The 23,704-nt window shown below is 68.8% G+C and carries 23 protein-coding genes; 15 read left to right on the top strand and 8 right to left on the bottom strand.

The window, feature by feature from the left end; genetic code table 11:
• Window positions 1–4: 4 nt before the first annotated feature.
• From SK854_RS01215 to SK854_RS01225, 3 genes are read left to right on the top strand one after another with little or no spacing between them, the layout of a single operon-like run.
• A complete protein-coding gene (locus SK854_RS01215) occupies window positions 5–1,675 on the top strand; it encodes an ABC transporter substrate-binding protein (protein ID WP_319973064.1) in 1,671 nt (556 codons plus the stop codon).
• Complete coding sequence (locus SK854_RS01220) at window positions 1,672–3,258, top strand: ABC transporter ATP-binding protein (protein ID WP_319973065.1); 1,587 nt, start codon at window positions 1,672–1,674, stop codon at window positions 3,256–3,258. Before SK854_RS01215 ends, SK854_RS01220 begins: the two co-directional genes overlap by 4 nt.
• On the top strand, window positions 3,255–4,454 hold the full coding sequence (locus SK854_RS01225; RefSeq protein ID WP_319973066.1) for an FAD-binding protein: 1,200 nt from the start codon (window positions 3,255–3,257) through the stop codon (window positions 4,452–4,454). Before SK854_RS01220 ends, SK854_RS01225 begins: the two co-directional genes overlap by 4 nt.
• Here the strand turns inward: SK854_RS01225 and SK854_RS01230 are convergent.
• Together SK854_RS01230 and SK854_RS01235 are read right to left on the bottom strand one after the other, a co-directional pair.
• Window positions 4,430–5,008, bottom strand: coding sequence for an SRPBCC family protein (locus SK854_RS01230; protein WP_319973067.1), 579 nt, complete (start codon window positions 5,006–5,008; stop codon window positions 4,430–4,432). The two genes, SK854_RS01225 and SK854_RS01230, sit on opposite strands and share 25 nt — an antisense overlap.
• Window positions 5,001–5,507, bottom strand: coding sequence for a helix-turn-helix domain-containing protein (locus SK854_RS01235; protein WP_319973068.1), 507 nt, complete (start codon window positions 5,505–5,507; stop codon window positions 5,001–5,003). Before SK854_RS01235 ends, SK854_RS01230 begins: the two co-directional genes overlap by 8 nt.
• Before the next feature lie 95 nt (window positions 5,508–5,602).
• On the opposite strand from SK854_RS01235, the gene SK854_RS01240 reads away from it, so the two are divergent.
• On the top strand, window positions 5,603–7,732 hold the full coding sequence (locus SK854_RS01240; protein WP_319973069.1) for an RICIN domain-containing protein: 2,130 nt from the start codon (window positions 5,603–5,605) through the stop codon (window positions 7,730–7,732).
• Between the two features lie 260 nt (window positions 7,733–7,992).
• Window positions 7,993–8,259 carry a hypothetical protein gene (locus SK854_RS01245; protein WP_319973070.1) on the top strand — a complete coding sequence of 89 codons (267 nt, stop codon included), beginning with the start codon at window positions 7,993–7,995 and terminating at the stop codon, window positions 8,257–8,259.
• Here SK854_RS01245 and SK854_RS01250 read toward each other — a convergent pair.
• Window positions 8,234–8,560 (bottom strand): DUF6204 family protein, encoded by a 327-nt coding sequence (locus SK854_RS01250; protein WP_093587908.1) that lies wholly within the window; start codon window positions 8,558–8,560, stop codon window positions 8,234–8,236. The two genes, SK854_RS01245 and SK854_RS01250, sit on opposite strands and share 26 nt — an antisense overlap.
• A gap of 69 nt (window positions 8,561–8,629) precedes the next feature.
• On the opposite strand from SK854_RS01250, the gene SK854_RS01255 reads away from it, so the two are divergent.
• Window positions 8,630–9,271 carry a thiaminase II/PqqC family protein gene (locus SK854_RS01255; protein WP_319973071.1) on the top strand — a complete coding sequence of 214 codons (642 nt, stop codon included), beginning with the start codon at window positions 8,630–8,632 and terminating at the stop codon, window positions 9,269–9,271.
• A gap of 43 nt (window positions 9,272–9,314) precedes the next feature.
• Here SK854_RS01255 and SK854_RS01260 read toward each other — a convergent pair whose 3' ends face one another.
• Window positions 9,315–10,805: a chitinase gene (locus SK854_RS01260; RefSeq protein WP_319973072.1), complete on the bottom strand. Its 1,491-nt coding sequence runs from the start codon at window positions 10,803–10,805 to the stop codon at window positions 9,315–9,317.
• 94 nt (window positions 10,806–10,899) lie between these two features.
• On the opposite strand from SK854_RS01260, the gene SK854_RS01265 reads away from it, so the two are divergent.
• On the top strand, window positions 10,900–11,664 hold the full coding sequence (locus SK854_RS01265) for an alpha/beta fold hydrolase (protein ID WP_319973073.1): 765 nt from the start codon (window positions 10,900–10,902) through the stop codon (window positions 11,662–11,664).
• A gap of 13 nt (window positions 11,665–11,677) precedes the next feature.
• Window positions 11,678–12,685, top strand: a complete 1,008-nt coding sequence (locus tag SK854_RS01270; RefSeq protein ID WP_319973074.1) for a hypothetical protein — start codon at window positions 11,678–11,680, stop codon at window positions 12,683–12,685.
• Here SK854_RS01270 and SK854_RS01275 read toward each other — a convergent pair.
• The 3 genes from SK854_RS01275 to SK854_RS01285 form a co-directional block, all read right to left on the bottom strand.
• Window positions 12,682–13,512 carry an oxygenase MpaB family protein gene (locus SK854_RS01275; protein ID WP_319973075.1) on the bottom strand — a complete coding sequence of 277 codons (831 nt, stop codon included), beginning with the start codon at window positions 13,510–13,512 and terminating at the stop codon, window positions 12,682–12,684. The genes SK854_RS01270 and SK854_RS01275 overlap by 4 nt on opposite strands.
• A gap of 36 nt (window positions 13,513–13,548) precedes the next feature.
• Complete coding sequence (locus SK854_RS01280) at window positions 13,549–13,803, bottom strand: hypothetical protein (RefSeq protein ID WP_319973076.1); 255 nt, start codon at window positions 13,801–13,803, stop codon at window positions 13,549–13,551.
• A 604-nt stretch (window positions 13,804–14,407) separates the two neighbouring features.
• Complete coding sequence (locus SK854_RS01285; RefSeq protein ID WP_319973695.1) at window positions 14,408–17,281, bottom strand: alpha-L-fucosidase; 2,874 nt, start codon at window positions 17,279–17,281, stop codon at window positions 14,408–14,410.
• 192 nt (window positions 17,282–17,473) lie between these two features.
• Between SK854_RS01285 and SK854_RS01290 the strand changes: the two genes are divergently transcribed.
• Window positions 17,474–18,340 carry a DUF4231 domain-containing protein gene (locus tag SK854_RS01290; RefSeq protein WP_319973077.1) on the top strand — a complete coding sequence of 289 codons (867 nt, stop codon included), beginning with the start codon at window positions 17,474–17,476 and terminating at the stop codon, window positions 18,338–18,340.
• Between the two features lie 15 nt (window positions 18,341–18,355).
• Here SK854_RS01290 and SK854_RS01295 read toward each other — a convergent pair whose 3' ends face one another.
• Window positions 18,356–18,742, bottom strand: coding sequence for a hypothetical protein (locus SK854_RS01295; protein ID WP_319973078.1), 387 nt, complete (start codon window positions 18,740–18,742; stop codon window positions 18,356–18,358).
• A 30-nt stretch (window positions 18,743–18,772) separates the two neighbouring features.
• Here SK854_RS01295 and SK854_RS01300 point away from each other — a divergent pair, with 30 nt between their 5' ends.
• From SK854_RS01300 to SK854_RS01325, 6 genes are read left to right on the top strand one after another with little or no spacing between them, the layout of a single operon-like run.
• Complete coding sequence (locus tag SK854_RS01300) at window positions 18,773–19,318, top strand: helix-turn-helix domain-containing protein (RefSeq protein ID WP_319973079.1); 546 nt, start codon at window positions 18,773–18,775, stop codon at window positions 19,316–19,318.
• Between the two features lie 27 nt (window positions 19,319–19,345).
• On the top strand, window positions 19,346–20,425 hold the full coding sequence (locus SK854_RS01305; protein ID WP_319973080.1) for an NAD(P)/FAD-dependent oxidoreductase: 1,080 nt from the start codon (window positions 19,346–19,348) through the stop codon (window positions 20,423–20,425).
• Entirely contained in the window at window positions 20,422–20,604 is a 183-nt protein-coding gene (locus SK854_RS01310) for a 2Fe-2S iron-sulfur cluster-binding protein (RefSeq protein WP_319973081.1), read from the top strand. The genes SK854_RS01305 and SK854_RS01310 overlap by 4 nt, the downstream gene beginning before the upstream one ends.
• Entirely contained in the window at window positions 20,601–21,815 is a 1,215-nt protein-coding gene (locus SK854_RS01315) for an FAD/NAD(P)-binding oxidoreductase (protein WP_319973082.1), read from the top strand. The genes SK854_RS01310 and SK854_RS01315 overlap by 4 nt, the downstream gene beginning before the upstream one ends.
• A gap of 2 nt (window positions 21,816–21,817) precedes the next feature.
• Entirely contained in the window at window positions 21,818–22,711 is an 894-nt protein-coding gene (locus SK854_RS01320) for a dihydrodipicolinate synthase family protein (protein ID WP_319973083.1), read from the top strand.
• The gene (locus tag SK854_RS01325; protein ID WP_319973084.1) at window positions 22,708–23,700 is read left to right on the top strand and encodes a proline racemase family protein; all 993 of its coding nucleotides are present in this window, start codon (window positions 22,708–22,710) and stop codon (window positions 23,698–23,700) included. Before SK854_RS01320 ends, SK854_RS01325 begins: the two co-directional genes overlap by 4 nt.
• The last annotated feature ends 4 nt before the right edge of the window (window positions 23,701–23,704 follow it).

The raw sequence follows: 23,704 nt of genomic DNA on the forward strand, positions 1-23,704 counted from the left end.
TCCGTTGTCCAGCAAGAAACTTCTTGCGATCGTGCTCGCCGGTGCCCTGGGGGTCTCGGCGTGTGGCGCGAACGATCAGAAGCCCTCCGGTGACGCCGCGGTCAAGCCCGAGAAGGGCGGCACGCTGCGCATCCTGTCCGAGTCGCGCACGCTCAACCTCGACCCCGCCAAGTCGCAGAGCCTCGCGATCACGACGCTCGGCCTGGTGCACCGCAGGCTGACCGGCTGGCAGAACGCCGTCGGCCAGCCCGCGAAGGTCGTGCCCGACCTCTCCGACACGGGCAAGACCTCCGACGGCGGCAAGACCTGGACGTTCGTGCTGCAGGACGGCCTGAAGTTCAGCGACGGCACGCCGATCACGTCCGCGGACGTGAAGTGGGGCGTCGAGCGCTCGTTCGCACCGGCGTTCGGCGGCGGTCTCGGCTACCACAAGGACCTGCTGGGCGGCGGCGACTACAAGGGCCCGTTCGAGGGCAAGGAACTCGACTCCATCAAGACCCCGGACGAGAAGACCATCGTCTTCACGCTGACCCGCCCGTACGGCGACTGGCCGTGGATCGCCTCCACCCCCGCGTTCGCGCCGGTGCCGAAGGGCAAGGGCGCCGAGGCCGACTACCACGAGCGCGCCGTCGCATCCGGCCCGTACCAGGTCGAGACCTACACCAAGGGCGTCGAGGTCAAGCTCAAGCGCAACGCGAACTGGGACCCCGCGAAGGACCAGGTCCGCGCCGGTCTGCCCGACGGCATCGTGTTCCAGCTCGGCCAGGAGGCCTCCGTCGTCTCGCAGCGCCTCGCCGCCGACTCCGGCGACGACCAGACGGCGTTCGCCTCGTCGTTCGTCTCCCCCGCCCAGCTCGCGCAGCTGCAGGGCAACCCGTCCGCGAAGTCCCGCGTGGTGACGTCGAAGTCGGGCGCGGTGGCGTTCCTCGCGCTCAACACGCAGAAGGCGCCGCTGAACAACGTCAAGGTGCGCCAGGCGTTCCAGTACGCGGTCAACAAGGCCGCCTACCAGGTCGCCTCGGCGGGCACGGCCGCGCTGGCCGGTGACACCGCCTCCACGCTGATCACGCAGGGCATCGAGGGCCGCGAGCAGTTCGACCTCTACCCCTCGAAGCCCGAGGGCGACCCGGACAAGGCCAAGGCGCTGCTCGCCGAGGCCGGTTTCGCGAACGGCGTCGACGGACTCCAGCTGGTGCTGAACAAGTCCAACAACCAGACGGACAAGGCGGAGGCGATCCAGGCCGCGCTGGCCCGCGCGAACATCAAGGTGACCATCCGGTCGCTGGAGGCAGACGCGTTCGAGACCGAGACGAACCTCTCGGACAACCCCACGTACGACCTGATCCTGTCGTCGTGGCAGCCGGACTTCCCCAGCGCGAACTCGAACATCCAGCCGCTGTTCGCGACCTCGGAGATCGGCAAGGGCGGGTACAACACCTCGCGTTACTCCAACTCCGAGGTGGACAAGCTCATCGAGGAGGCGCAGTCCACCGTGGACCCGGCGGAGGCCGGGAAGAAGTGGGCCGCGATCGACAAGAAGATCCTGCAGGACTCGCCGGTCGTGCCGCTGATCTACACCCGCAACTCGTTCATTCGCGGCTCGAAGGTCGGCAACTTCTACATCGCCGACTTCCCCGCCTACCCGAACTACCTCCAGGTGGGTATCTCGAAGTGAGTGCGCTGCTGTCCGTCGAGAACGTCTCGGTGGACTTCGGCTCGGGCTCCCCTGCGGTCAGCGAGGTCTCGTTCTCGCTGACCGCAGGGGAGGTCCTCGCCGTCGTCGGCGAGTCCGGTTCCGGCAAGACCGTGACCGCGATGTCGTTGCTGGGCCTGCTGCCCGGCACCGCAACGGTGTCGGGCAGGGCCCTGCTGGGCGGCCGCGACCTGTACTCGTTGAACGCCACCGAACTGCGTGAGGTGCGCGGCAACGCGGTCGGCATGGTGTTCCAGGAACCCATGAGCGCCCTCAACCCGGTCTTCACCATCGGCAACCAGATCGTCGAGGCCGTGCGGGTGCACCGCGCGGTCTCGCGTGCCGAGGCTCGCGCACGAGCGGTGGAACTGCTGCGGCTCGTCGGGTTGCCCGAGGAGCGGTTCAAGGCCTATCCGCACGAGATGTCCGGCGGGCAGCTGCAGCGCGTGGTGATCGCGATGGCGGTGGCGAACGAGCCGTCGCTGCTGATCGCCGACGAACCGACGACCGCGCTGGACGTGACCGTGCAGGCCGAGATCCTCGGGCTGCTGCGGGACCTGCGCGACCGGCTCGGGGTCGCGATCCTGCTGATCACGCACGACATGGGCGTGGTCGCGGACCTGGCGGACCGGGTCGTCGTGATGAACGCCGGACGGGTCGTGGAGACCGGTTCGGTGAAGCAGGTCTTCGAGGCGCCAGCGGAGCAGTACACGCGGACGTTGCTGGATTCGGTGCTGCGACTGGACTCGCGGGAGCTGGGGGCGCGCGACGCGGCGGAACCGGTGCCGGCGCTGGACTCCGCCCCCGCCGCCCCACCCCGCTCCACCACAGAACCGGTCCTCGTCCTCTCCGGCGCGTCCGTCACCTACGGCAAGTTCCGCGCCGTCTCCGAGGTCTCCCTCACCATCGGCCAGGGCGAAACCCTGGGTCTCGTGGGCGAGTCGGGGTCCGGCAAGTCCTCTCTCGCCGGCGCCATCACCGGCCTCACCCGCTACACCGGCCACATCACCGTGGCCGGTCAGGAGGCCGCCACCCTCCGCAAGGCCGGCCGCGGCCGCATCGGGCTGGTGTTCCAGGACCCGCTGTCGTCGCTGAACCCGCGCGCCACGATCGCCCGGTCGATCGCGCGGCCACTCCAGCTGCACACCTCGTTGCGGGGCGACGAGCTGGCCGCGAAGGTCGACTCATTGCTCGACGCCGTGCAGCTCTCGCCGACCCTGCGCGACCGCTACCCGCACGAACTGTCCGGCGGGCAACGCCAGCGGGTCGGCATCGCCCGTGCCATCGCGCTGGACCCCGACCTGCTGATCGCCGACGAACCGACGTCCGCGCTGGACGTGACGGTGCAGGCGCGCGTGCTGGACCTGGTCCGCTCGCTGCAGCGCGACCTGCGGTTCGCGTGCCTGTTCATCAGCCACGACCTGGCCGTCGTGCAGCACCTCGCGGACCGGGTCGCGGTGCTGCATCAGGGGCGCGTGGTCGAGGAAGGCACGTCGGTCTTCGCCGCGCCGCAGGATCCCTACACCCGACGATTGCTGGCGTCGGCGCTTACCGTGTCTGTATGAGGACCAACTGGGCTGGCAACGTCACGTTCACCGCGGCCCAGGCCGTGACCCCCACCTCGGCCGAAGACCTGCGTGCGCTCGTGCGCGGTTCGTCGGCCGTGCACGTCGTCGGTTCGGGGCACTCGTTCAGCACGATCGCCGACACGACCGGCACCCTGGTGTCGTTGTCGGCCATGCCGGAGATCTTCGAGGTGTCCGGCCAGACGGTCCAGGTCAGCGCGGGCATGACGCTCGCCGACCTGTCCGTCCGGCTGGAGGCGGTGGGCCTGGCCCTGCACACGCTGCCGTCGTTGCCGCACATCACCGTGGCCGGCGCGGTCGCGACCGCGACCCACGGCTCGGGGTCGCGCTCCCTGGCGGGCGCCGTGCGGTCCGTCGAGGTGCTGCGCGGCGACGGTTCGGTCGTCGAGCTCGCTTCCCGCGGCGCGGCCGTGTCGCTGGGCGGACTGGGCGTCATCACCACGGTGACGCTGGACGTGGTGCCGTCGTTCCAGGTGGCGCAGACGGTCTACCAGGACGTCGCGTGGACGACCCTGCTCGTCCAGCTCGAGCAGATCTTCGACGGCGCGTACAGCGTGAGCGCGTTCGTCGACTGGCAGGGCGGCGCGACCCTGTGGGTCAAGCACCGCGTCGGCGACGAGGAGTTCCGCTACCCCGGCCGTCCCGCGTCCGAGCCGGCCCACCCGGTGCCCGGCCAGCCCGCGGCCCACTGCACGGTCCAGGGCGGCGTGCCCGGACCGTGGCACGAGCGGCTGCCCCACTTCCGCGCCGAGTTCACCCCGTCGGTCGGCGAGGAGCTCCAGACCGAGTACTTCGTCCCCCGCACCCGCGCGGTGACGGCGTTGCGGGCGCTGGCCGAGATGTCCACGGTGATCTCACCGCTGGTGCAGACCTGCGAGATCCGCACCATCAACGGCGAACCGCAGTGGCTCAGCCCCGCCTACGACCGCGACAGCCTGGCGATCCACTTCACCTGGGTGCCGAACACCCCGGCCGTGCTGCGGATCCTGCCCAGGCTGGAGGAGGCCATCGCGCCGCGGCCGCACTGGGGCAAGCTCTTCACCGTGCCGCCGGCGCTGCTGGCCGCCCGCTACCCGCAGTGGGACGCCTTCCGGGCGTTGCTGCGCGAGCACGACCCGAAAGGCGTCTTCCGCAACGACTTCCTGACGACCTACTTCGGGTCCGCTTCCAGCTGAGGCACCTTGCCCCGCAGCGCCTCCAGCTCGGCGTCGGAGAACCCGTAGGTCGTCACGACGGTCATCTTCGCGCTGGTGACGACGAGCCCAGGGCCGAACTCCTCGACCACGACGCCGCGCTGGTTCGCCGACTCGAAGAACGGCTTGCCGTCCACGCCGAGATCGACCTCGGACGGCCAGAACAGCGTGCGGCGCTTCTCGCCGGGGTGGAACTCGTGCGCGAACTTGAGCTGGTGCAGGAACGTGATCCAGCCTTCGGTGATGTCCTCGTAGTAGTCGTCCCACTCGGGCGAGGTGCCCTTGGGCGCGCGGGTCAGCACGACGCGCGTGCCCTCGGGAACGGCGCTCAGTGCGAACGTGTCGTGGCCGTGCACGATCAGCGTCGTGCCGTCCTCCTGCGCGTTCTGGAAGTAGATGTGGTCGATCTCGGCGTCGAGCTCCGGGAGGTCCCAGCCGTGCCAGTGGCGCAGCTTCTCCTTGTCGCGGAACGACTGCCACACCTCGTCGACCGGCGCGGCCACGGTGATCTCGATCTGGACGCCTTCGTCACTCATCTGCTACTCCGGGGTGGCCCAGGGCGACCACCCGGTACGGGCGGCCTGACTCGGTGTCGTACTTCAGCGCGATCTGCCGCACCGCTTCGGCCAGGTCGCTGGTGAACTCGTGGACGTCGCCGGGCGCGCCGAAGCGGACCGTCGTCTCCACCGTGAACGTGAGCAAGCGCTTTCCCGCATCGGCCGCGGCGGTCGACATCCGCTCGACGTCGCGAGCCGTGTCCTCCGCGACGGACACCAGGTGCGTGGCGGCGAACTGATCTTGAACGTCGGCGGCGATCTCGCGCCCGGGCTTCGCGCGCAGCACGCGTTCGACGCAGCCGCGCCGCTGGCGTTGTTCGACCAGCTCGACCAGTCCTGCCTGTTCCAGGGCTCGCACGTGGTAGTTGACGCGCTGCCGGGGCAGGTCGAGGACCGCCGCGAGCTGTGTCGCCGAGGCGGGCGATCTCAGCAGCTCCAGCAGCGATCTGCGCAACGGCGACAGCTCCACGCCCAGCACGGTCCCATTTGACAAAATCATTTGTCAATACCGGAACGGGACCGGAAACAGTTAGGTTCGTTGACGGTTGCAACAAACCACCCCACCCTGTGACCGTGAGAACCCCCCTGCTGGTGGCAGCGTTGGCGGCAGCAGCGATCGTTCCTGTGTGGACGGTCGCGGCGCAGGCCGACGTGGTGCCCGGAACCGCTTATCAAGTGACGAACGTCGGCAGCGGAAAGTGCGTGGAGTCGCTGGGAACGGCCAACGGCGCACAGCTCCGCCAACAAGGATGCTCCGGACAGACCTGGACCTTCACGCCCACGAGCGACGGGTACTTCACCGTCGGCCAGGGTCAGGTCTGGGACGTCTCGAACGTCTCCGTCGCGGACAACGCGGCTGTCCACATGTGGCAGTCGTTCAACGCGAACAACCAGCAATGGCGCGCCGAAGCGGTCGGCACGGACACCTACCGGTTCGTGAACCGCAACAGCGCCAAGTGCCTCGACGTGCCGGGCGCCTCGACCGGTGACGTCCAGTTGGTCCAGTACACCTGCAACGGGACCAACGCGCAGACCTTCCGCCTCACCGGCGGCACGCAGCAGCCCGGCCAGCCCGACTTCGGCCCGAACGTGCTGATCTTCGACCCGTCGATGTCCTCCGCGACGATCCAGGCGCGGCTCGACGACGTCTTCCGTCAGCAGGAGGAGGGTCAGTACGACGCGCGCCGGTTCGCGATCATGTTCAAGCCGGGCAACTACAACGTCGACGTCAACATCGGCTTCTTCACCCAGGTCCTCGGCCTGGGCCTGCTGCCGGACGGCGTGACGATCAACGGCCAGGTGCACGTCGAGGCCGACTGGTTCGAGGGCAACGCGACGCACAACTTCTGGCGTGGCGCGGAGAACCTCGCGGTGCGGCCGCCCTCGGGCACCAACACGTGGGCCGTCTCGCAGGCGTCCGCGATGCGCCGCACGAAGGTCTACGGCAACATGCAGCTCGACGACAACGGCTGGTCGAGCGGTGGTTTCCTCGCCGACTCCGTGGTCACGGGCCAGGTCCGCTCCGGTTCGCAGCAGCAGTGGCTGTCGCGCAACACCGAGTGGGGTTCGTGGACGGGCGAGAACTGGAACATGGTGTTCGTCGGTGCCCGCAACGCACCGCAGAACACGTTCCCGGAACCGCCGTACACGACCGTCGCGCAGACCCCTGTCGTGCGGGAGAAGCCGTTCCTGAACGTCGACGGCAGCGGCAACTACAACGTGTTCGTCCCGGCGCTGCGCTCCAACACCAGCGGCACCACCTGGGCCTCCGGCAACCAGCAGGGCACGAACATCCCGCTGTCCCAGTTCTACATCGCGAAGCCGGGCACCTCGGCGGCGACGATGAACGCACAGCTCGCGGCCGGCAAGCACCTGCTGCTCACGCCGGGCGTCCACCAGGTCTCGGAGCCCATCCGAGTCACCCGCCCCGACACCGTGGTGATGGGCCTCGGTCTCGCGACCGTCATGCCCACCAACGGCAACATGGCACTCGACGTGGCCGATGTGGACGGTGTGAAGATCGCCGGCCTGCTCCTCGACGCGGCCCCGACCAACTCGCCGCTGCTGGCGCAGATCGGCGCGCCGGGCAGCAACGCCAACCACTCGGCCAACCCGACGTCGCTGCACGACTTCTACGTGCGCATCGGCGGTTCGGCGATCGGGCGGGCCACGACCTCGTTGGTGGTCAACAGCCACAACGTGATCGGCGACCACCTCTGGCTGTGGCGAGGCGACCACTCCATCGGCGTCGGCTGGGACGTGAACCGGGCGGACACCGGCCTGATCGTCAACGGCAACAACGTGACGATGTACGGCCTGTTCGTCGAGCACTACCAGAAGTACCAGACCATCTGGAACGGCCAGGGCGGCCGGACGTACTTCTACCAGAACGAGATGCCGTACGAGGTGCCCAACCAGGCGGCGTGGATGAACGGCTCGACCCGCGGCTACGCGGCGTACAAGGTCGCCAACAACGTCACGACGCACGAGGCGTGGGGCCTGGGCAGTTACATCTTCGCCAACGCCAACCCGAGCGTGGTGGCCGACCGGGCGTTCGAGGTGCCGAACACGCCGGGCGTCAAGTTCCACAGCATGGTGACGATCTCGTTGGGCGGCAAGGGAACCATCGAGCGCATCATCAACAACTCGGGTGGACGGGTGACCGCCGGTTCTACCGAGGCCTACCTGGCGAACTATCCGTGATGTTCCGCTGAGTGGTTTTGAGTTGCAGATCCCCATGCTCCGGTCCGCATAGACTGGAGCATGGGGATTCTTTCTGAGCAGTTGCGCGTCATCGAGGCTTTGAACCCGGTCTACAACGTGAAATCCGCGGACGCGCCGATCGTAGCGCGGCTGAGAGCGGCCGGGGCGACACCGATCGGGCACGCCAACATGCCGACCTTGAACGCCCGTGGGACAGCACGAAGTCACCTGGTGGGAGCTCCGGCGGTGACGCGGTCGCGGTGGCCACGGGCATGGTGCACCTCGGGATCGGCAACGACAGCGGCGGCTCGCTGCGGCTGCCGGCGTTCCTGAACGGCGTCTGCGCGCTGAAGCTGTGCGAGGCGAGCAGCTTCGCCGGCGTGCCGTCGGTGGCGGTGCCGACGGGGCAGCGGGACGGGCTGCCGACCGGCGTCCAGGTGATCTCCCGGCTGTACCGGGAGGACCTGGCCCTGGACGCCGCCGCAGCCGTCGAAGTCCCTCTCAGCCCAGCCGTTTCGGCCGGTTGACCTTCATCTCGTCCATGTCGGTGACCTTGGCCTTCAACCCCTGGAAGTCGACGCCGAGCGAGTCGAGGGCCGTGGCCGCGCGCCGCAGCCCCGCCTCGTCCGGCTTCTCGGCGGCGGTCAGGATCACGCGGTAGCTGAAGAAGTCGAGCTTCTCGTCGAACATCAGCGCACCTTCTTCGCTGAACCCGCCGTCGCGCAGGAAGTCGAAGCCCTTGAGGCGGTCCTGCAACGAGACGCGCTGCTCGGAGGTCAGGTCGGCGAACCGGCCGCGGACGAGTACTCGGTAGGTGTGTTCAGCCACGAGCGAAGATGCTCCCCGAAGGGCCCGCGGTCTGGCGAACGATTTCCCGAGTGCGAAAGAATCGGGACCATGAACGCAAAAGAGCTGGTCACGCGCATCCGGACGGAGCTGCACCCCGGTGAGCACGACAACCTCGTGGTCAAACTGATCGAAACCGGACAAGCTCCACGCGCTGTGATCGCCACGTTCGCCGCCGAGGAGAACCACATCGTGTCGTCGGACTGGCGAACATTCCTGGCGCTGGCGGCGAAGGCGGAGGAGCCGAACGCGCGGGCGTTCTTCACGTTGCTCGCGGGTGGCGAGGAGCTGGTGCTTCCGATGCTGGAGCCGCTGGCGAAGGCGGCGGGCATGTCCGCCAAGGACTTCCACGGCTACGAGCCGTTCCCCGGCTGCCAGTCCTACCCCGCCTACCAGGCGTGGATGGCGCTCAACGGCGAGACGACGGACGTGATCCTCGCGATCCTGGCGAACTTCACGGCGTGGGGCGGCTACTGCGCGCGCATGGCGAAGGGGCTGCGCGAGCACTACGGGTTCAGCGACGAGGCGTGCGGGTTCGTCGACTTCTTCGCCACGCCCGCGCCGCAGCTGGAAGACCGTGCGGTCGCCGCGATCCAGGCATCCCTCGACGCCGGCTGGCAGCCGAAGCACGCGTGGCGCTACGGCCGCCTGCTGCAGGCGTACGAACTGCAGTTCTGGTCCACGCTGGCGTAGAGGGAAACGGGGGCGGCTCACGAAAAAGCCGCCCCCACCACCGCTATCGGGGCAGATAAGCCCGGTGGGCCTTGGAGAACTCGTAGTTGTTGTACTTGTCCCAGTTGATCGACCACGTCATGAGGCCGCGCAGGTTCGGGTAGACGCCCTTCGGCTTGTAGCTGCCGCACCGCGTGCCCTTGGTGAGGCAGTCCAGTGCGGTCTGGACGTCCGCGACGGACGTGAACCCGTTGCCCGCGTACTGCGCGGCGGGCAGGCCGATGGCGACCTGGTCCTGGCGCAGGCCCGCGAAGAACTTCGACGCGTCACCGCGCACCGGGAAGCCGGCGAGAACCATGTCGGTCATCGCCACGTGGAAGTCCGCGCCACCCATGTTGTGGTACTGGTTGTCCAGCCCCATCACGGGTCCCGAGTTGTAGTCCTGCACGTGCAGCAACGTCAGGTCGTTGCGCATGGCCTCGATCACCGGCAGGTACGCGCCCGTGCGCGCGTCGCCGGTGCCCGTGCCGCCGTAGAACTGGTAGCCGACCTGCACGAAGAACGTCTCCGGTGCCATGGTGAGCACGAAGTTGGCTCCGTACTTGGACTTCAGCGACCGCAGTGCCGAGATCAGGTTCACGACCACGGGCGTGGTCGGGTTCTTGAAGTCGAGGTCACCGGGGTTCAGCGACAGCGAGTGGCCCTCGAAGTCGACGTCGAGACCGTTCAGGCCGTACTTGTCGATGATGCCGCCGACCGTGCGCACGAACGCGTCGCGCGCCGCCGTGGTCTCGAGCCGCACCTGGCCGTTCTGGCCGCCGATGGAGATGTTGACCTTCTTGCCCTTGGCCTGCTGGGCGCGGATGCCGGCGATGAACTCGGCCTCGGACTCGACGTTCGGGCACTCCGCGACCGGGCACTGGCTGAACCGCAGATCACCGCTCGTCGCGCTGGTGGGTTCGGCGAACGACAGGTTGATGACATCCCACTCGTCCGGCACGTCCTTCATGCGGATGTAGCCGGAGCCGTTGGCGAAGCTGGCGTGCAGGTAGCCGACGAGCACCTTGCGCGGCAACTGCCCCGTGGGCGGCTGACCGGTCGTTGTGGTGGTGGTCGTGGTCGTTGTTGTCGTCGTGGTCGTGGTGGTCGAACTGGTCGTCGGGCCGGTCCCGCCCGTGCACGCCGCACCGTTGATCGTGCAGTTCGACGGGTCCGCGGTGCCGGCGGCGTTGAAGCCGAACGACACGCTGGCGCCGGGCGCGACCGAGCCGTTGTACTCCCGGTTGACGAACGTGTTGTGGTTGCCGCTCTTGGTGAGCAGCGAGTCCCAGTAGGCACCGACGGAGGTCGAGGCCGGGTAGTCGAACTCGACCTTCCAGGAGCTGATCGCCGCGCTGGTCTCGTTCTTGATCGTCACCGTCGCGGTGTAGCCGGTGCTCCAGGCCTGCTTGGAGAACGTCGCCGTGACTCCGGCGGCACTGGCGGGGGCGAGGCTCACGATCACGGTGCCGAGCACCAGTGCGGCCACCGCGGATATTCGAGCGAACAACAGCATGGGTTCCATCCCTCACGCGTTGGCGGCCGGCAGGGGGTCACCCCGAATTGGACTAGACCATCTATCGAGAAGTCAAGGTTCTAGACTTCCGGCCGTGCCCCACGCTCGCGCCGCCGACGGAACCAGGCTCTTCTACTCGGTCGAGGGCTCCGGGCCTCCGCTGCTGCTCATCGCGGGCCAGGCGAACTCGTCGAAGTGGTGGTCACAGGTCCGCGGGGACTTCTCCGCGCGGTTCACGACGATCGTCACCGACCACCGCGGAACCGGTTCCAGCGACAAGCCCGACGTCCCGTACAGCACCAGAACGTTCGCCGAGGACTGCGTCGCGATCCTGGCCGACGCGGGCATCGACAGAGCACACGTCTACGGCACGTCGATGGGCGGCCGGATCGCGCAGTGGCTCGCGGCCGCACACGGCGAGCACGTCGACCGGCTCGTACTCGGCTGCACCTCCCCCGGCGGCCCGCACGGCATCGAGCGCAGCGCCGAGGTCCGCAAGTCGCTGGCGCAGGTCGACCCGATGAAGGCGCGCAGGGCGTTGGAAGCGCTCATGTACACACCGGCCTACCGAGGCCCGTACAACACGCTGGGCGACCCGCAGATGCCACCGCACGCGCGCAAGCGACACCTCTTCGCGAGCGCCGAGCACGACGCGTGGGACGTGCTGCCGTCGATCGCCGCACCGACATTGGTCGTGCACGGCACCGAGGACATCTTCAACCCCACGGCCAACGCTCCCCTGATCACGGAGCGGATTCCCGGCGCGGTCATGCACCTGATCGAGGGAGCCCGACACGGTTACTTCGAGGAGTTCGCGAGCGAGGCGACGCCACTCGTGCTCGACTTCCTGGAGGCCTAGCTCTGGGGGATGTATGCGGAAAGCGCCTCTCGTTCTTCTCGTGCTGTCGTTCTTCGCCTTCCTGCCCGCTCCCGCCACCGCGGCCACCGATCTGCCCGGTGGCAAGGCTTACTTCGTCGTCTCGCGCGGCTCGTTCAAGACGGGCACGACGAACTGGATGCGCCTGAGCGACTACACGTTCACGACCGACGGCAAGGTGCGAGCGCGCACGTACCTGTGGCAGCAAGCGAAACCGGTCGCACGCCAGGGCACCGGTACCACGCCCGACAGCTCGTGCTCGACCTCGTCGTCGACTCCCCCGCAGACCCTGGTCCGCTCGTGTCAGGTCCTGACCGCCGGCGGCTTCACCTCGTCTCCGAACGAGTCGACGCCGGGCAACTACCGGCTCGACGGCGACCAGCTGCACATCACCTGGGACGTGCCGGGGTGGAACGAGCAGTGGGCCGTCGTCCCGAGTCCCGACGGCACGCTCGCCAGGCTCGACTTCCGGTCCAACGCCCTGGCCACCGCCGGGTACGGCTACGGCAGCAACACCCCGCTCACCACCCGCCGCCAGATGTCGAGCGTGCAGTCGTTCCCCGGCAACCTGCGGCTGGAGTTCCACGGCTGGGACAAGGGCGACCCGGTCAGCAACGGCAGCGGGTTCGACATCGGCCTGTACCGCACCTGCACCACCACCTCGTGGTGCCTCACCTACCGCCAGCCCGAGTCGGCCAACTCCTGCCAGGGCGGAAGCGGCTGCAAGCAGGGCGGCGACACCTCGATCCAGAACCACGTCGTGCGCGTCTCCAACACCGACCGCCGCGACACGCACTGGCACTGGTGCAGCTGCCTGAGCATCAACTCAGCCGGCAAGGAGGAGTTCTGCTACAAGGGCAACTCCCACGTGAAGCCGATGCTGCAGATCCTCGACGACAACGGCCAGTTCCACGGCTGGGTGGGCGTCGAAGCCTCCTTCAGCCCGCAGAACAACCGCAACGACGACATGATCTCCGCGTTCCGCGTCGCGGACTTCCGCTAACCGGTCACCCACCGCAGGCCGCGCATCAACGCGTGGCCCGCGAACCGCACCCCGGTGGCCTCCGCGATCGGCAGGTAGGGCAGCCGCAACGGCATCCGCGCCCACACCGGCAAGGTGGCGACCGCCGTAGAGCTCAAGATCGCGTACGGCCCACGGACCAGCATCGGCAAGGGCGCCTTGAGCAGCAGGAACCTGGCCGCTTCGCGCGCCTCGGGCGTGCCTTTCAGCTCAGGCCGGTACGAGTCGAGCTTCGCGTCGAGCTCGGCGACCGTGCGCGGCGGGTCCGGGATGCCCATGGCGTCGGCGATGACGGCCATGTCGGCGACGTACTCGTCGTAGTCGTCGAGCGGCTTCTCGCCGTAACGCCGGTGGCAGCACAGGAAGCTGTCCACCTCGGCCACGTGCACCCAGCCGAGCAGGTGCGGGTCGTCAGCACGGTACTGCCGGCCGTCCGGCGCGGTGCCGTGGATGTGCCGATGCACGCGCCCGAGCCGTTCGACGGCCTTGAGCGCGTCCTGGGTCGTGCCGTACGTGGTGACGCCGACGAAGAGGCTCGTGCGCTGCAACCGGCCCCACGGATCGGTGAGGTAGTCGGAGTGCTGCGCGACCGCCGCCATCGCCAGCGGGTGCAACGACTGCAGCAGCAACGCCCGCAGCCCGCCGATGAACATGGCGTGATCAGCGTGCACGTGCCGGATCGGCCGGTCGTCGGCGAACAGGCGCGGACCGGGCGAGTCGTGAATCCGGCGTGCGTGTTTCGCCCGCTCCGGACCCGCGACCTTCTCGAAGAGTCGCTCGCTCAGCTGCCGCCGCAGTGCATCCAGCATCACTCCATGATGCGCGCCGGTAGCTGAGAAAACAGGTCAGGAGTGCCAGTAGTCGCGTTCGGGGAGGCGCAGCCACAGATCAGGTGCGGTGAACGCGCGGTTGTCTGTCGGCCGCAACTCCGCGAACGCGAGGCAGTAAGCGGCCGGTTCACCCTGGTAGAGGTGCGCCAGCAGCACATCGGCCGCTGTGTCCTCCTCGTCGACTCCACCGCCGGTGTTCAGGTCCGACGCTTCGCATTCGCCGTCACGGTGGATCTCGCCGTGGTTGCCACGCTTGGGGTTGGCGAACATGCCGCGCGCAATCGTGCGGAAGGCAGGGCCCCACCCTCCCGGGGGCTGACCACCAAGGCCCCACAACTTCACTTTATCTGCGGAAACACCCTGTCAAGCCCTCGTTCGGCGATCTGTGGACAAGTCGCTGTCCCGCGCGCGTTGTCCACAGATCGCCGAACGGCGGCTTGACAGGACGGCTTCGCGAATACGCTGAAGGGGTCAGGTGGTCAGCCCCCTGGGAGGGCGGGGCCCTGCCCTCCACAGCCCGAATTCGCCAGAGCCAAGACGAGTCCGCAACAAGCACCGAACGGGGCGTGCACCAGCTGTCAGAAGCGCTTGCGTGACACCGAGCGTGCTCTCGCGGCACCGTCTACAACGGACTGTTCCGATCACGCCACACACGCGGCGAGCAGGACCCCTGGACGTTCTCAGGCCGGCTCGCGTGCACCGCGCGCCACAACGCGGTGCGCTCCTCATCGCATCGACGTCGTCCGCCCGAGCGATCAGCGCCGCGACCTCCTGCGGCGACTCGGACTCCGCGGCCCAGTGCAACTCGGCAAGCCAGTCATCCCCCGTGGAACGGCACCCCTACCGAGGCGGGGTGCCGTTCCACGCGGGCCGATCAGGCGAGCGCGATCTGATCCAGATCGGGGGCGCCCGCACCGTCGTTGCCGAACCTGATGGTGTTGGCACCGGCGTTCAGCGTCACCGGAATCTCGGCCACGTAAGGGGTGTTGTTGCCGACCCCGTCGAGCTTGACCTCGACCGGCGCACCACCGTTGACCGTCACGAAGTACGACCGCGGCCCGTTCACCGTGAACTGGATGAACAGCTTGTAGGCGCGTGTCTCCGGCACCGTCACGTTCGGGAAGGTGACCGACGCGTCCGCGCTGCCGCCGATGTTGCGCACCTTCTCCGCGCCCGAGCACGACCCGCAGCCCGTCAGCCCGGTGCTGCCGAACTGGTTCGCCGAGTCCTCGGCCTCGCGCACGAACACGCGGTCGGCGGGCCTGGTGCGGACCGGCACCGTGCCCGAGACCTTGCGGTCGGAGCCGAGCAGCTGAAACGAGGCAGCGACGGGAATGCTCACCGAACCCACGTCGGTACCGGCGGGCGAGGTCGCGGTCCAGGTTCCTTCGAGCAGACCGGCCAGGCGCATGGACGCACGTGTGGCCGGCGCACCGGTCAGCGTCCAGCCCGCGGGGAGAACCGGGGCGAGGGACACCTTGTCGATCTGGTCGTCGGCGTCGAGCCGCAGTCGTGCGGTGATCTTCACGGACTGCTGACCGGGCGCGACCCATTGCACGCCATGGGGTTGCACGGTCAGCGTCGTCTTCGGCGTGTAGGTCGACGGTGGCAGTCCGCCCACCGAGATCCGGTCCAGGCCGAGCTTGCCGGTGCCGGACACCTTCACCGTGTTGCGGCCCGCGTTCAACGGCACCGCCACCGACGTCGGGGCCGGCACGTCGGGCCGATCACGCGGCACCGCAACGGAAACCGGTGGCGCGCCGTTCACGGAGACCGAGACGACGGAGGGCTCGGCGGACGTCAGGTCGAGCTTCAGGCTGTGAGTACCAGCCGTACCAACGGAAACATCGCGGAACGTCACGGCGTCGCGCTCGCCCCCGAACCCGGTCACCTGCCGCGTGCCGGAACAGGCCGCGCAGGACTCGCCGCGCACCGAACCCGACCGCGACGCGTCCTCGGCTTCCAGCACACCACCACCGGCACCACGCGGATAGCTGTGGCCGACCCGGATCTCGTCGACCTTCAGCTGCTTGAAGTAGACGGGAGCCTGCGGTCCGCCCCAGGTGTTCAGCACGGTCAGCTTGAGGAACCGGGCCTCCTGCGAGCCGATGTCGATGAACTGCGTCCCGCGCGCGGAAGGCAACGCCCCGCTGCGCACGTGCCACCAGCTGCGGCCGTCAACGGACGCGGTCAGCTGATAATCCTTGATGCGCGAGGAATCCTCCGGCCGCCCGAACGACACACGGGCGTGCGTAGGTGACGACTCGCGCTGGTTGATCGCGAGAAACGCGGCCGCACGACGACGCCCGAGGTCCAACGAGATCGAGACAGGCTGCGCGGCGCCGGCGTCCCAGTACGTCTCATAGCTGCCATCCGTCAGATGCGAAGCCGGGAAACCGTTCGAGGAAGACGTCGCCGAAGCCTTCACGCCGGTGTAGAAGCCTTGCTGCCCAGCGGTTTCCACGGCGAACACCGTGTCGTACTCGTCCCACGCCGTGATGCCCTGGATGGTCAGGAACCCGGCCGACTGCGAGAACCGCATCCGTTCACCGGTGCGCAGATCACGAACAGAAGTGACCCGATATCCGTTGTCCCGCAGGCGAACGAAGTCGGCACGCGGGCGGGTGATGACGTGGACGTACTGCTTGCCGGTACGGGGGTTGATGGTGATCGCACCGTGCGCGCCGTCGTTCCAGAAACCCGGTTGCATGCCGCCGTACATGTACCCGGCGCCCTCGACGCCCTGGATCGACTCGCGGATCGGCGGCACCCACGAGGCCATGAAGTTGTTGTAGGCCTCCTGTTGCGCGGGCATCCTGCCGTTCACCATCGGCGTCTCGGCCATCAGCGACTTGATCGACGAGCCCGCGTTGGTGATGTAGCGGCCGGTGTTCAGGCGCGTGTCGACGGCGTGGTTCCCGCCGTCGTACCACCAGTCCCCCGTGGTGGGCAGCTTGTAGCAGGCCTCGGACAGGCGGGGCATCGGCGTGAACGTCGCCGCCGGGTAGTCGTAGGACGGGAACATGCCGGTCTTCTGCTCGTTCGAGACCGTGTCCATGATCGGCGTGTCCTCGTTGTTGTTGCTCAGCAACCAGGTGGGCCGCAGCTGCCGGATCTGCTCGTAGAGCTTGTTGCGCTCCCAGTACTCGTTGTCGTTGTCGATCCAGAAGCCGGCGAGGTCGTCGTAGTTCTTCATCACCTCGAAGAACAGTTCGTAGCTGTACTTGCCGAAGCCTTCACGCGTGGTCAGGTCGACCTGCTCGCCGCGGTGAGCCGAGTACGCGGCCGAGTCGAGCATCTGCACACCCTGCTCGCTGTGCCACTGCGGGTCGTCGGTCATGTAGAGGACGACCTTGACGCCCTTGGCCTTGCCCGCGCGGACGAGCTCGCCGAGCAGGTCCCGTTCGGTCGCGCAGCTGCCGGGGATCTTCGACGGCCACGGGCGCGCGTAGCCCAGCCGCGAGTGGAAAGTCGCAAGCACGACGTAGGAGGCGCCGAGCTTGCGGGCCTCGTCGATCCAGTAGTCGGGGGTCCACCCGCCGCCGGTGACGTCGCGCTCCCACTCGGCGCAGTTCAGGTGCTTCGGGGCGGTGAACATGCCCCAGTGCAGGAACAAGCCGGCGGTCGACTGCCGCAACCACTCCTGTCTCGGGTGCTGCACCTCGGCCTGAGCAGCGCCTGGGGTGAGCAGACCTGTGAGCAACGCGGCCACCACAGCCGCGCACCAACGACGTAGTCCCATGACCATCGCCTTCTCGTCCGGGGCGGCGGCGAGAAGATCCGATGATTGCAACCGGAACCAGCTGGGTCAAGGCCAAAGCACATCAGAATCCGAGCACTCATCGGAGCAATCCGTGATCCAGCGCGTCGTCAGGCGCCGCCGTGATAATCAGGCGTTTGGCTGCGCACGATCAACTTCGGCCACCGAGGACGGAACTGGATGAACGACGAGCACCTGCCCGGCTTCTACCACGACGCGGAGGCGGTCTCCCGGCTCGGACAGCGGCTCACCCTGCTGTTCAGCCGGGTGCGGCTGATCGGCGCGGTGGTCGCGGCCGTCGGCGGTGCGTTCAAGTGGCAGATCGGCGGCGGCGTCGACGCCTGGGCGTGGGTGGCGCTGGGCGGGTTCCTCATCGCGCTGTTCGGCGAGCTCCTGCTGTGGGTGATGCATCCGGAGCTGAAGTGGAACGCGGGCCGGACCGTCGCCGAACGCGTGAAGTCGCTGGCCTGGCGCTACGCCGTGGCAGGCGATCCGTTCCACGGCATCACCCAGAACCCGCGCAAGGAACTGGAGCTCGCCATCGCCGACGCGGTGCGGGAACACCGCAGGGAGGTCATGCTCACCAGCGCGAACGACACCGGCGAGCAGGTCATGACCGAGCTGCGCGCCGCGCCGTTCGACGAGCGCAGGACCGCCTACCGCGAGGCCCGCGTCCAACCGCAGGTGCGGTGGTACCGCGACCGGGCGGCGATGAACGAGACCCGCGCGAACGCGTTCCGCGTCCTGATGATCGTCGGCGAGCTAGTCGCGATCGTCTTCGCCATCCTGCGCATCAACGGAGTCTGGGACGTCGACCTGTCCGGCGTGATGGCCGCGGCCGTCGCGGGCGGCGCGGCCTGGATCGGCCTGCGGCAGTACGAGAACCTCAGGGTCACCTACGCGGCCGCGGCCGGCGAGCTCGCGGACATCGACCACCGGCTCCCCCACGTGCGGGAGAGCGATTGGGCCGCCGTGGTCGCCGAGACCGAGGCCGTGATCGGCAAGGAGCACGCCGCCTGGCTCGCGGCGCGGCCCAGCGCGACCTGAGCCAGGCGGACGCCCTCAGCTCAGCGCTTCGACGACCTTGGTGACCATCGCCCGTTCCGCCGCGGCGACCTCGCCGTCGGCGCCCGCCACCGAGCGGCACATCTCCGACACGGCGGCGCGGAAGATCGCGACGTCGCGCGGTTCGTGGGCGTTGATGATCGCCACGGAGTCCCGCAGCGCGGCCAGGACGCCGGACTCCACATCGGACGCCGAGCCCTTCGGCAGCGAGGGCGGCGCGGCCGCGATGATGGCGCGCAGGTCGTCCGTGAGCAGGGTGATCGCCCTGACGCCGGCCTGGCTCTCCTCGTCGACCGAGCCGGGGTCCGCAGTGGACACCAGCACCATGGCACCGAAAACGGCCGTGCGGAGGGTCTGCCCCTCCGCCTCCGTGTACGCAGTCATGGGCGCAAGCCTATGCAACGATCAGTGACTATGAGTGCGGGTCAGGTGCTTGGCGCCAACATCAGGGCGTTCCGGGAGCAGCGCGGGCTGTCGCTGTCGGAGCTCGCCCGGCGGTCGTCCATCGCCAAGGGCACGCTGTCCCAGCTGGAGAGCGGCGCGGGCAACCCGACGATCGAGACAGTGTTCAGTTTGTCGAACGCTTTGGACGTGCCCGTGTCGGAGCTGGTGACCGCGCGGACGCCGCCGGAGGTCGTGCTGGTGCGCGCCCGCGACGTCGAGGTGCTCAGCAGCAACGCCGTCGACCTGCGGCTGATGCGGCGGATGGACATCGGGGACACCGTGCTGGAGATCTACGACCAGCGGATCAGACCCGGCGCCACCCAGACCAGCGAAGGACACCCCGGCAAGGAACACGTGCTGGTCACGAGCGGTCAGCTGCGCGTGGGGCCTGCGGACGAACCGTACGAACTGGGACCCGGCGACTACGTCTGCTTCCCCGGCTCGATGCCGCATTCGTACGAGACCGTCGACGGTGAGGTCAGCTCGGTACTGGTGCTGGAGTACCCGAAGCACTAACGTTCATTCTATTGAACGGAGGTGGCGATGCAGCCGGACGTCGTGGTCATGGGCGCGGGCATCATCGGGGCGGCGTGCGCGCAGGCCCTGCGAGCGCGAGGGCTCCGCGTTGTCGTCGTCGACCGGCACGGACCGGCGTCGGGCACCAGCGCGGCCGGTGAGGGCAACGTCCTGGTCAGCGACAAGGAGCCCGGCCCCGAACTCGACCTGGCCCGGGCGAGTCGCGACCTGTGGCCGGAACTGGCCGAAGACGCCGAATGGGAGGAGAAGGGCGGACTGGTCGTCGCCACGACTCCCGAGGCCGTCGCCCCGCTCCAGGCCTTCGCCGCGAAGCAACGGGCCGCGGGCATCGACGCCTGCGAGATCACCACCGCCGACGCGCTGACCCACGAGCCGCACCTCAACCCGGAGATCACCGCCGCCGTCCACTACCTCCAGGACGCCCAGCTCAACCCGGTCAAGGCCACCCGCACCCTGCTGCGCGGCATCGAGGTCAGACGCGCCGAGGTGTCCACAACGGACGGCCGCAGCGTGACGACCAAGGATGGCGTGATCAGCTGCGGCGCGGTCGTGAACGCCACCGGCCCGTGGGCGCGCAACTTCGGCGTCAACGTGCTGCCCCGGCGCGGCGTGGTGCTCGTGACCACCCCGATCCCCGGCACGATCCGGCACAAGGTCTACGACGCGGACTACGTCGGCGCGGTCGCGAGCGGTGACGCGGACCTGCAGACGTCCGGCGTGGTCGAGTCGACCCAGGCGGGCACGGTGCTGATCGGGTCGAGCCGCCAGCGCAAGGGCTTCGACGACACGATCGAGAGCAGGGTGCTGAAAGCGCTGGCGCTCAAGGCGATCGCGCTCTTCCCGATGCTGACGAACGTCCCGGTCATGCGCGCGTACGGCGGTTTCCGCCCGTACGCCCCGGACCATCTGCCGATCATCGGCGAGGACCCGCGCACACCCGGTCTGTGGCACGCCACGGGTCACGAGGGCGCGGGCGTCGGTCTCGCCCCGGCGACCGGGCGCCTGCTCGCGCAACTGCTCACCGGCGAGTCCCCGCTGGTCGATCCCCACCCGTTCCGCGTGGACCGGCCGGAGGTGATGGTGTGAAGGTGACGTTCAACGGCCTGGAGCACGAGGTCGCGCACGTCGCGGAGTTGTTGCCCGGCAGGTTCTTCTGCGGCATCGGCGTGTGCTTCGGCTGCGTCGCGGAGATCAACGGCGTGCCCGAGGTCCGCGCGTGCCGCCACCCGCTGCGCGACGGCGACGTGATCAGGACGACGTCGTGAAGGTCGTCGTCGTAGGAGCGGGACCGGCCGGGATGGCCGCCGCCAGAACCGCGGCCGACGCGGGCGCCGAGGTCGTGATGGTCGACTCGGAACCGGAGGCCGGCGGCCAGTACCTGCGCGGCAGGACCAAGTTCGGCCACGCCGGGGTCACGCACCTCAAGAACACTGAGGCCTGGCTGGTGGAGGGGAACGCGCTCCACATCAGACGAGACGAGACGTCTCGTCTCGCGTCAGATCCGCGCCTCCTGCGGTTCGACGCGCTGGTCGTCGCCACCGGCGCCTACGACCGGCCGCTCCCCTTCCCCGGCTGGGACGGCCCCGGCGTCATCACCGCGGGTGCCGCCCAGGCCCTCGCCAAGCAGGGCGTCACGCTGGCCGAACGCGTGATCGTCGCGGGCACCGGCCCGTTCCTGCTGCCGGTGGCGACGGCGTTGCAGGACCTCGGCGCCACGCTCGTCGGCGTCTACGAGGCGTCCTCCCCCGCCCGATGGCTCCGCGAAGCCAAGGCGATCACCGCGAACCGGCACAAGATCGGCGAGCTCGCGAGCTACCGGAAAGTGTTGCCACGGCTGGAGACCCGCACGGCCGTGATCGCCAAGCACGGCGACCGCGTGACCGTGGCGAAGCTCGACGGCCAGTGGCGACCGGTCAGCCACCGCACCGTGCAGGCCGATCTCGTCTGCATCGGCTACGGCTTCCTGCCCCGCACCGATCTCCTGCCGAACGCGAGCCGCACCAACGACTTCTACGACGTCGACGACCACCAGCGGACGTCGGTCGAGCACGTCTACGCGGCAGGCGAGGTCACCGGCATCGGCGGCGCCGACCTCGCCGAAGCCGAAGGCGTCATCGCCGGAGCCGCCGCGGCCGGGCAGGAGCCACCGCGGAAAGCCGTGGAAGCCGTGCGCAAGGGCCGGTTGTTCGCCCAGGCCCTGGCCAGAGCGCACGCCGTGCAACCGGGCTGGCGGACGTGGCCGGCCCCGGACACCACCGTGTGCCGCTGCGAGAAGGTCAGGCTCGAAGACCTGACCGACGCGACCAGCATGCGCGAACTCAAGCTCACCAGCCGCGTCGCGATGGGCCGCTGCCAGGGCCGCGTCTGCGCCCGCAACGTCGCCGAACTGACCGGCGTCCCGTTCGACGGACAACGCCGCGTGATCGCGGTCCCGATCCCCCTCGGCGAACTCGCCGCACTCCCGGAGGAGAAGTAGTCATGTCCGAACGCCTCGACGGCGTCATCGTCGCCACCGCACTCCCCTACGCCGAGGACGCCGGTGCTCCGGCGGGGCTGCGCCCGGACCTCGACAAGTTCGCCGAGCACTGCCGGTGGGTCGTCGAGAACGGCTGCCGCGGCGTCGGCCCGAACGGCTCGCTGGGCGAGTACTCGTCGCTGACCGACGCGGAACGCCGCGAGGTCGCCCAGACCGCCATCGCGGCGGTCAAGGACAAGGGAATCGCCGTCATCGGCGTGCACGGCGTGGGCGCGCACCAGGCCCGGCACTGGGCCGAACTGGCGGCGGAGGACGGCGCGGACGGCGTGCTGTGCCTGCCGCCGACGATGTACCGGGCCAACCGCGGCGAGGTCGTGCACCACTTCCGCGAGGTCGCGAAGGCCGGCCTGCCGATCATGGTCTACAACAACCCGATCGACACCAAGGTCGACCTGACGCCCGATCTGCTCGCCGAACTGGGCCAGATCGAGAACGTCGTGGCGGTCAAGGAGTTCTCCGGCGACGTCCGGCGCGTGCTGGAGATCCGCGCGGCCGCCCCTCACCTCACCGTCGTGGCGGGCGCCGACGACGTCGTGCTGGAGAGCCTGCTGATGGGCGCGACGGGCTGGTTCGCGGGTTACCCCAACGTGTTCCCGGCCGAGAGCAAGCAGCTGTTCGACCTGGCGCTGGAGGGCAGGCTCGACGAGGCGCGGGCGCTGTACGAGAAGCTCGTCCCGGCGTTCCGCTGGGACTCGCGCACCGAGTTCGTGCAGGCCATCAAGCGCTCCATGGACTTCGTCGGCCGCTACGGCGGTCCGTGCCGTCCGCCGCGCGGCCCGCTGAGCCCCGAACAGCTCGCCCAGGTCGACGCGGACATGAAGCTGGCGACGTCGTGAGGTTCGCCAAATACTTCAGCGCCGTCGACTCGCACACCGAGGGCATGCCGACGCGCGTCATCACGGGCGGGGTCGGGGTGATCCCCGGCGAGACCATGGCCGAGAAGCGCCTGAACTTCATCAAGAACCACGACCACATCCGCAGGCTGCTGGTCAACGAGCCGCGCGGGCACGCGGCCATGAGCGGCGCGATCCTGCAGCCGCCGACCCGTCAGGACGCGGACTGGGGCGTGCTGTTCATCGAGGTCTCCGGCCTGCTGCCGATGTGCGGGCACGGCACGATCGGCGTCGCGACGGTGCTGGTCGAGACCGGCATGGTCGAGTTGACAGAACCTGTCACGACCGTGCGCCTGGACACCCCGGCCGGGCTGGTGCTGGCCGACTACGACACCCGCACGAAGCTCGTGACGATCCGCAACGTCCCGGCGTACGCGCACGAGCTGGACGCCGTCGTCACCGTGCCCGGACTCGGCGAAGTGCGCTACGACATGGCGTACGGCGGCAACTTCTACGCGATCGTTCCCCTCGCGGACCTCGGCATCCCGTTCGATCGCGTGGAAAAGGAACGAATTCTGGCCGCCGGTCTGTCCATCATGGACGAAATCAACGCGGTGAACCGGCCGGTGCACCCCGTCGACGCGGCGATCAGCGGCTGCAAGCACGTCCAGTTCACCGCGCCCGGCCAGGAGGGCGCCGACTCGCGCAACGCGATGGCGATCCACCCCGGCTGGTTCGACCGATCGCCCTGCGGCACAGGCACTTGCGCCCGGATGGCCCAGCTGCACGCCCGCGGCGAGCTCGGCATCGGCGAGGACTTCGTGAACGAGTCGTTCATCGGGACGAGGTTCATCGGCCGGCTGCTGGAAGAGGTCCCGCTCGGCGATCGCACGGCCGTCGTGCCCACAGTGGCCGGACGCGCGTGGATCACCGGCATGGGTCAGTATCTTCTGGACGAGACCGATCCGTTTCCTGAGGGATTCGCGTTGTAGTCAC

The organism is Lentzea sokolovensis (assembly GCF_033949975.1).
Lineage (GTDB): Bacteria > Actinomycetota > Actinomycetes > Mycobacteriales > Pseudonocardiaceae > Lentzea > Lentzea sokolovensis.

Bases quoted from the DNA above. Each gene is read 5' to 3' on its own strand.
- SK854_RS01290 (WP_319973077.1), top strand. From the start codon at position 17,474: ATGAACGACGAGCACCTGCCCGGCTTCTACCACGACGCGGAGGCGGTC.
- SK854_RS01260 (WP_319973072.1), bottom strand. From the start codon at position 10,805: ATGCTGTTGTTCGCTCGAATATCCGCGGTGGCCGCACTGGTGCTCGGC.
- SK854_RS01230 (WP_319973067.1), bottom strand. From the start codon at position 5,008: ATGAGTGACGAAGGCGTCCAGATCGAGATCACCGTGGCCGCGCCGGTC.
- SK854_RS01285 (WP_319973695.1), bottom strand. From the start codon at position 17,281: ATGGTCATGGGACTACGTCGTTGGTGCGCGGCTGTGGTGGCCGCGTTG.
- SK854_RS01305 (WP_319973080.1), top strand. From the start codon at position 19,346: ATGCAGCCGGACGTCGTGGTCATGGGCGCGGGCATCATCGGGGCGGCG.
- SK854_RS01225 (WP_319973066.1), top strand. From the start codon at position 3,255: ATGAGGACCAACTGGGCTGGCAACGTCACGTTCACCGCGGCCCAGGCC.
- SK854_RS01280 (WP_319973076.1), bottom strand. From the start codon at position 13,803: ATGTTCGCCAACCCCAAGCGTGGCAACCACGGCGAGATCCACCGTGAC.
- SK854_RS01300 (WP_319973079.1), top strand. From the start codon at position 18,773: ATGAGTGCGGGTCAGGTGCTTGGCGCCAACATCAGGGCGTTCCGGGAG.
- SK854_RS01295 (WP_319973078.1), bottom strand. From the start codon at position 18,742: ATGACTGCGTACACGGAGGCGGAGGGGCAGACCCTCCGCACGGCCGTT.
- SK854_RS01275 (WP_319973075.1), bottom strand. From the start codon at position 13,512: ATGCTGGATGCACTGCGGCGGCAGCTGAGCGAGCGACTCTTCGAGAAG.
- SK854_RS01270 (WP_319973074.1), top strand. From the start codon at position 11,678: ATGCGGAAAGCGCCTCTCGTTCTTCTCGTGCTGTCGTTCTTCGCCTTC.
- SK854_RS01255 (WP_319973071.1), top strand. From the start codon at position 8,630: ATGAACGCAAAAGAGCTGGTCACGCGCATCCGGACGGAGCTGCACCCC.
- SK854_RS01320 (WP_319973083.1), top strand. From the start codon at position 21,818: ATGTCCGAACGCCTCGACGGCGTCATCGTCGCCACCGCACTCCCCTAC.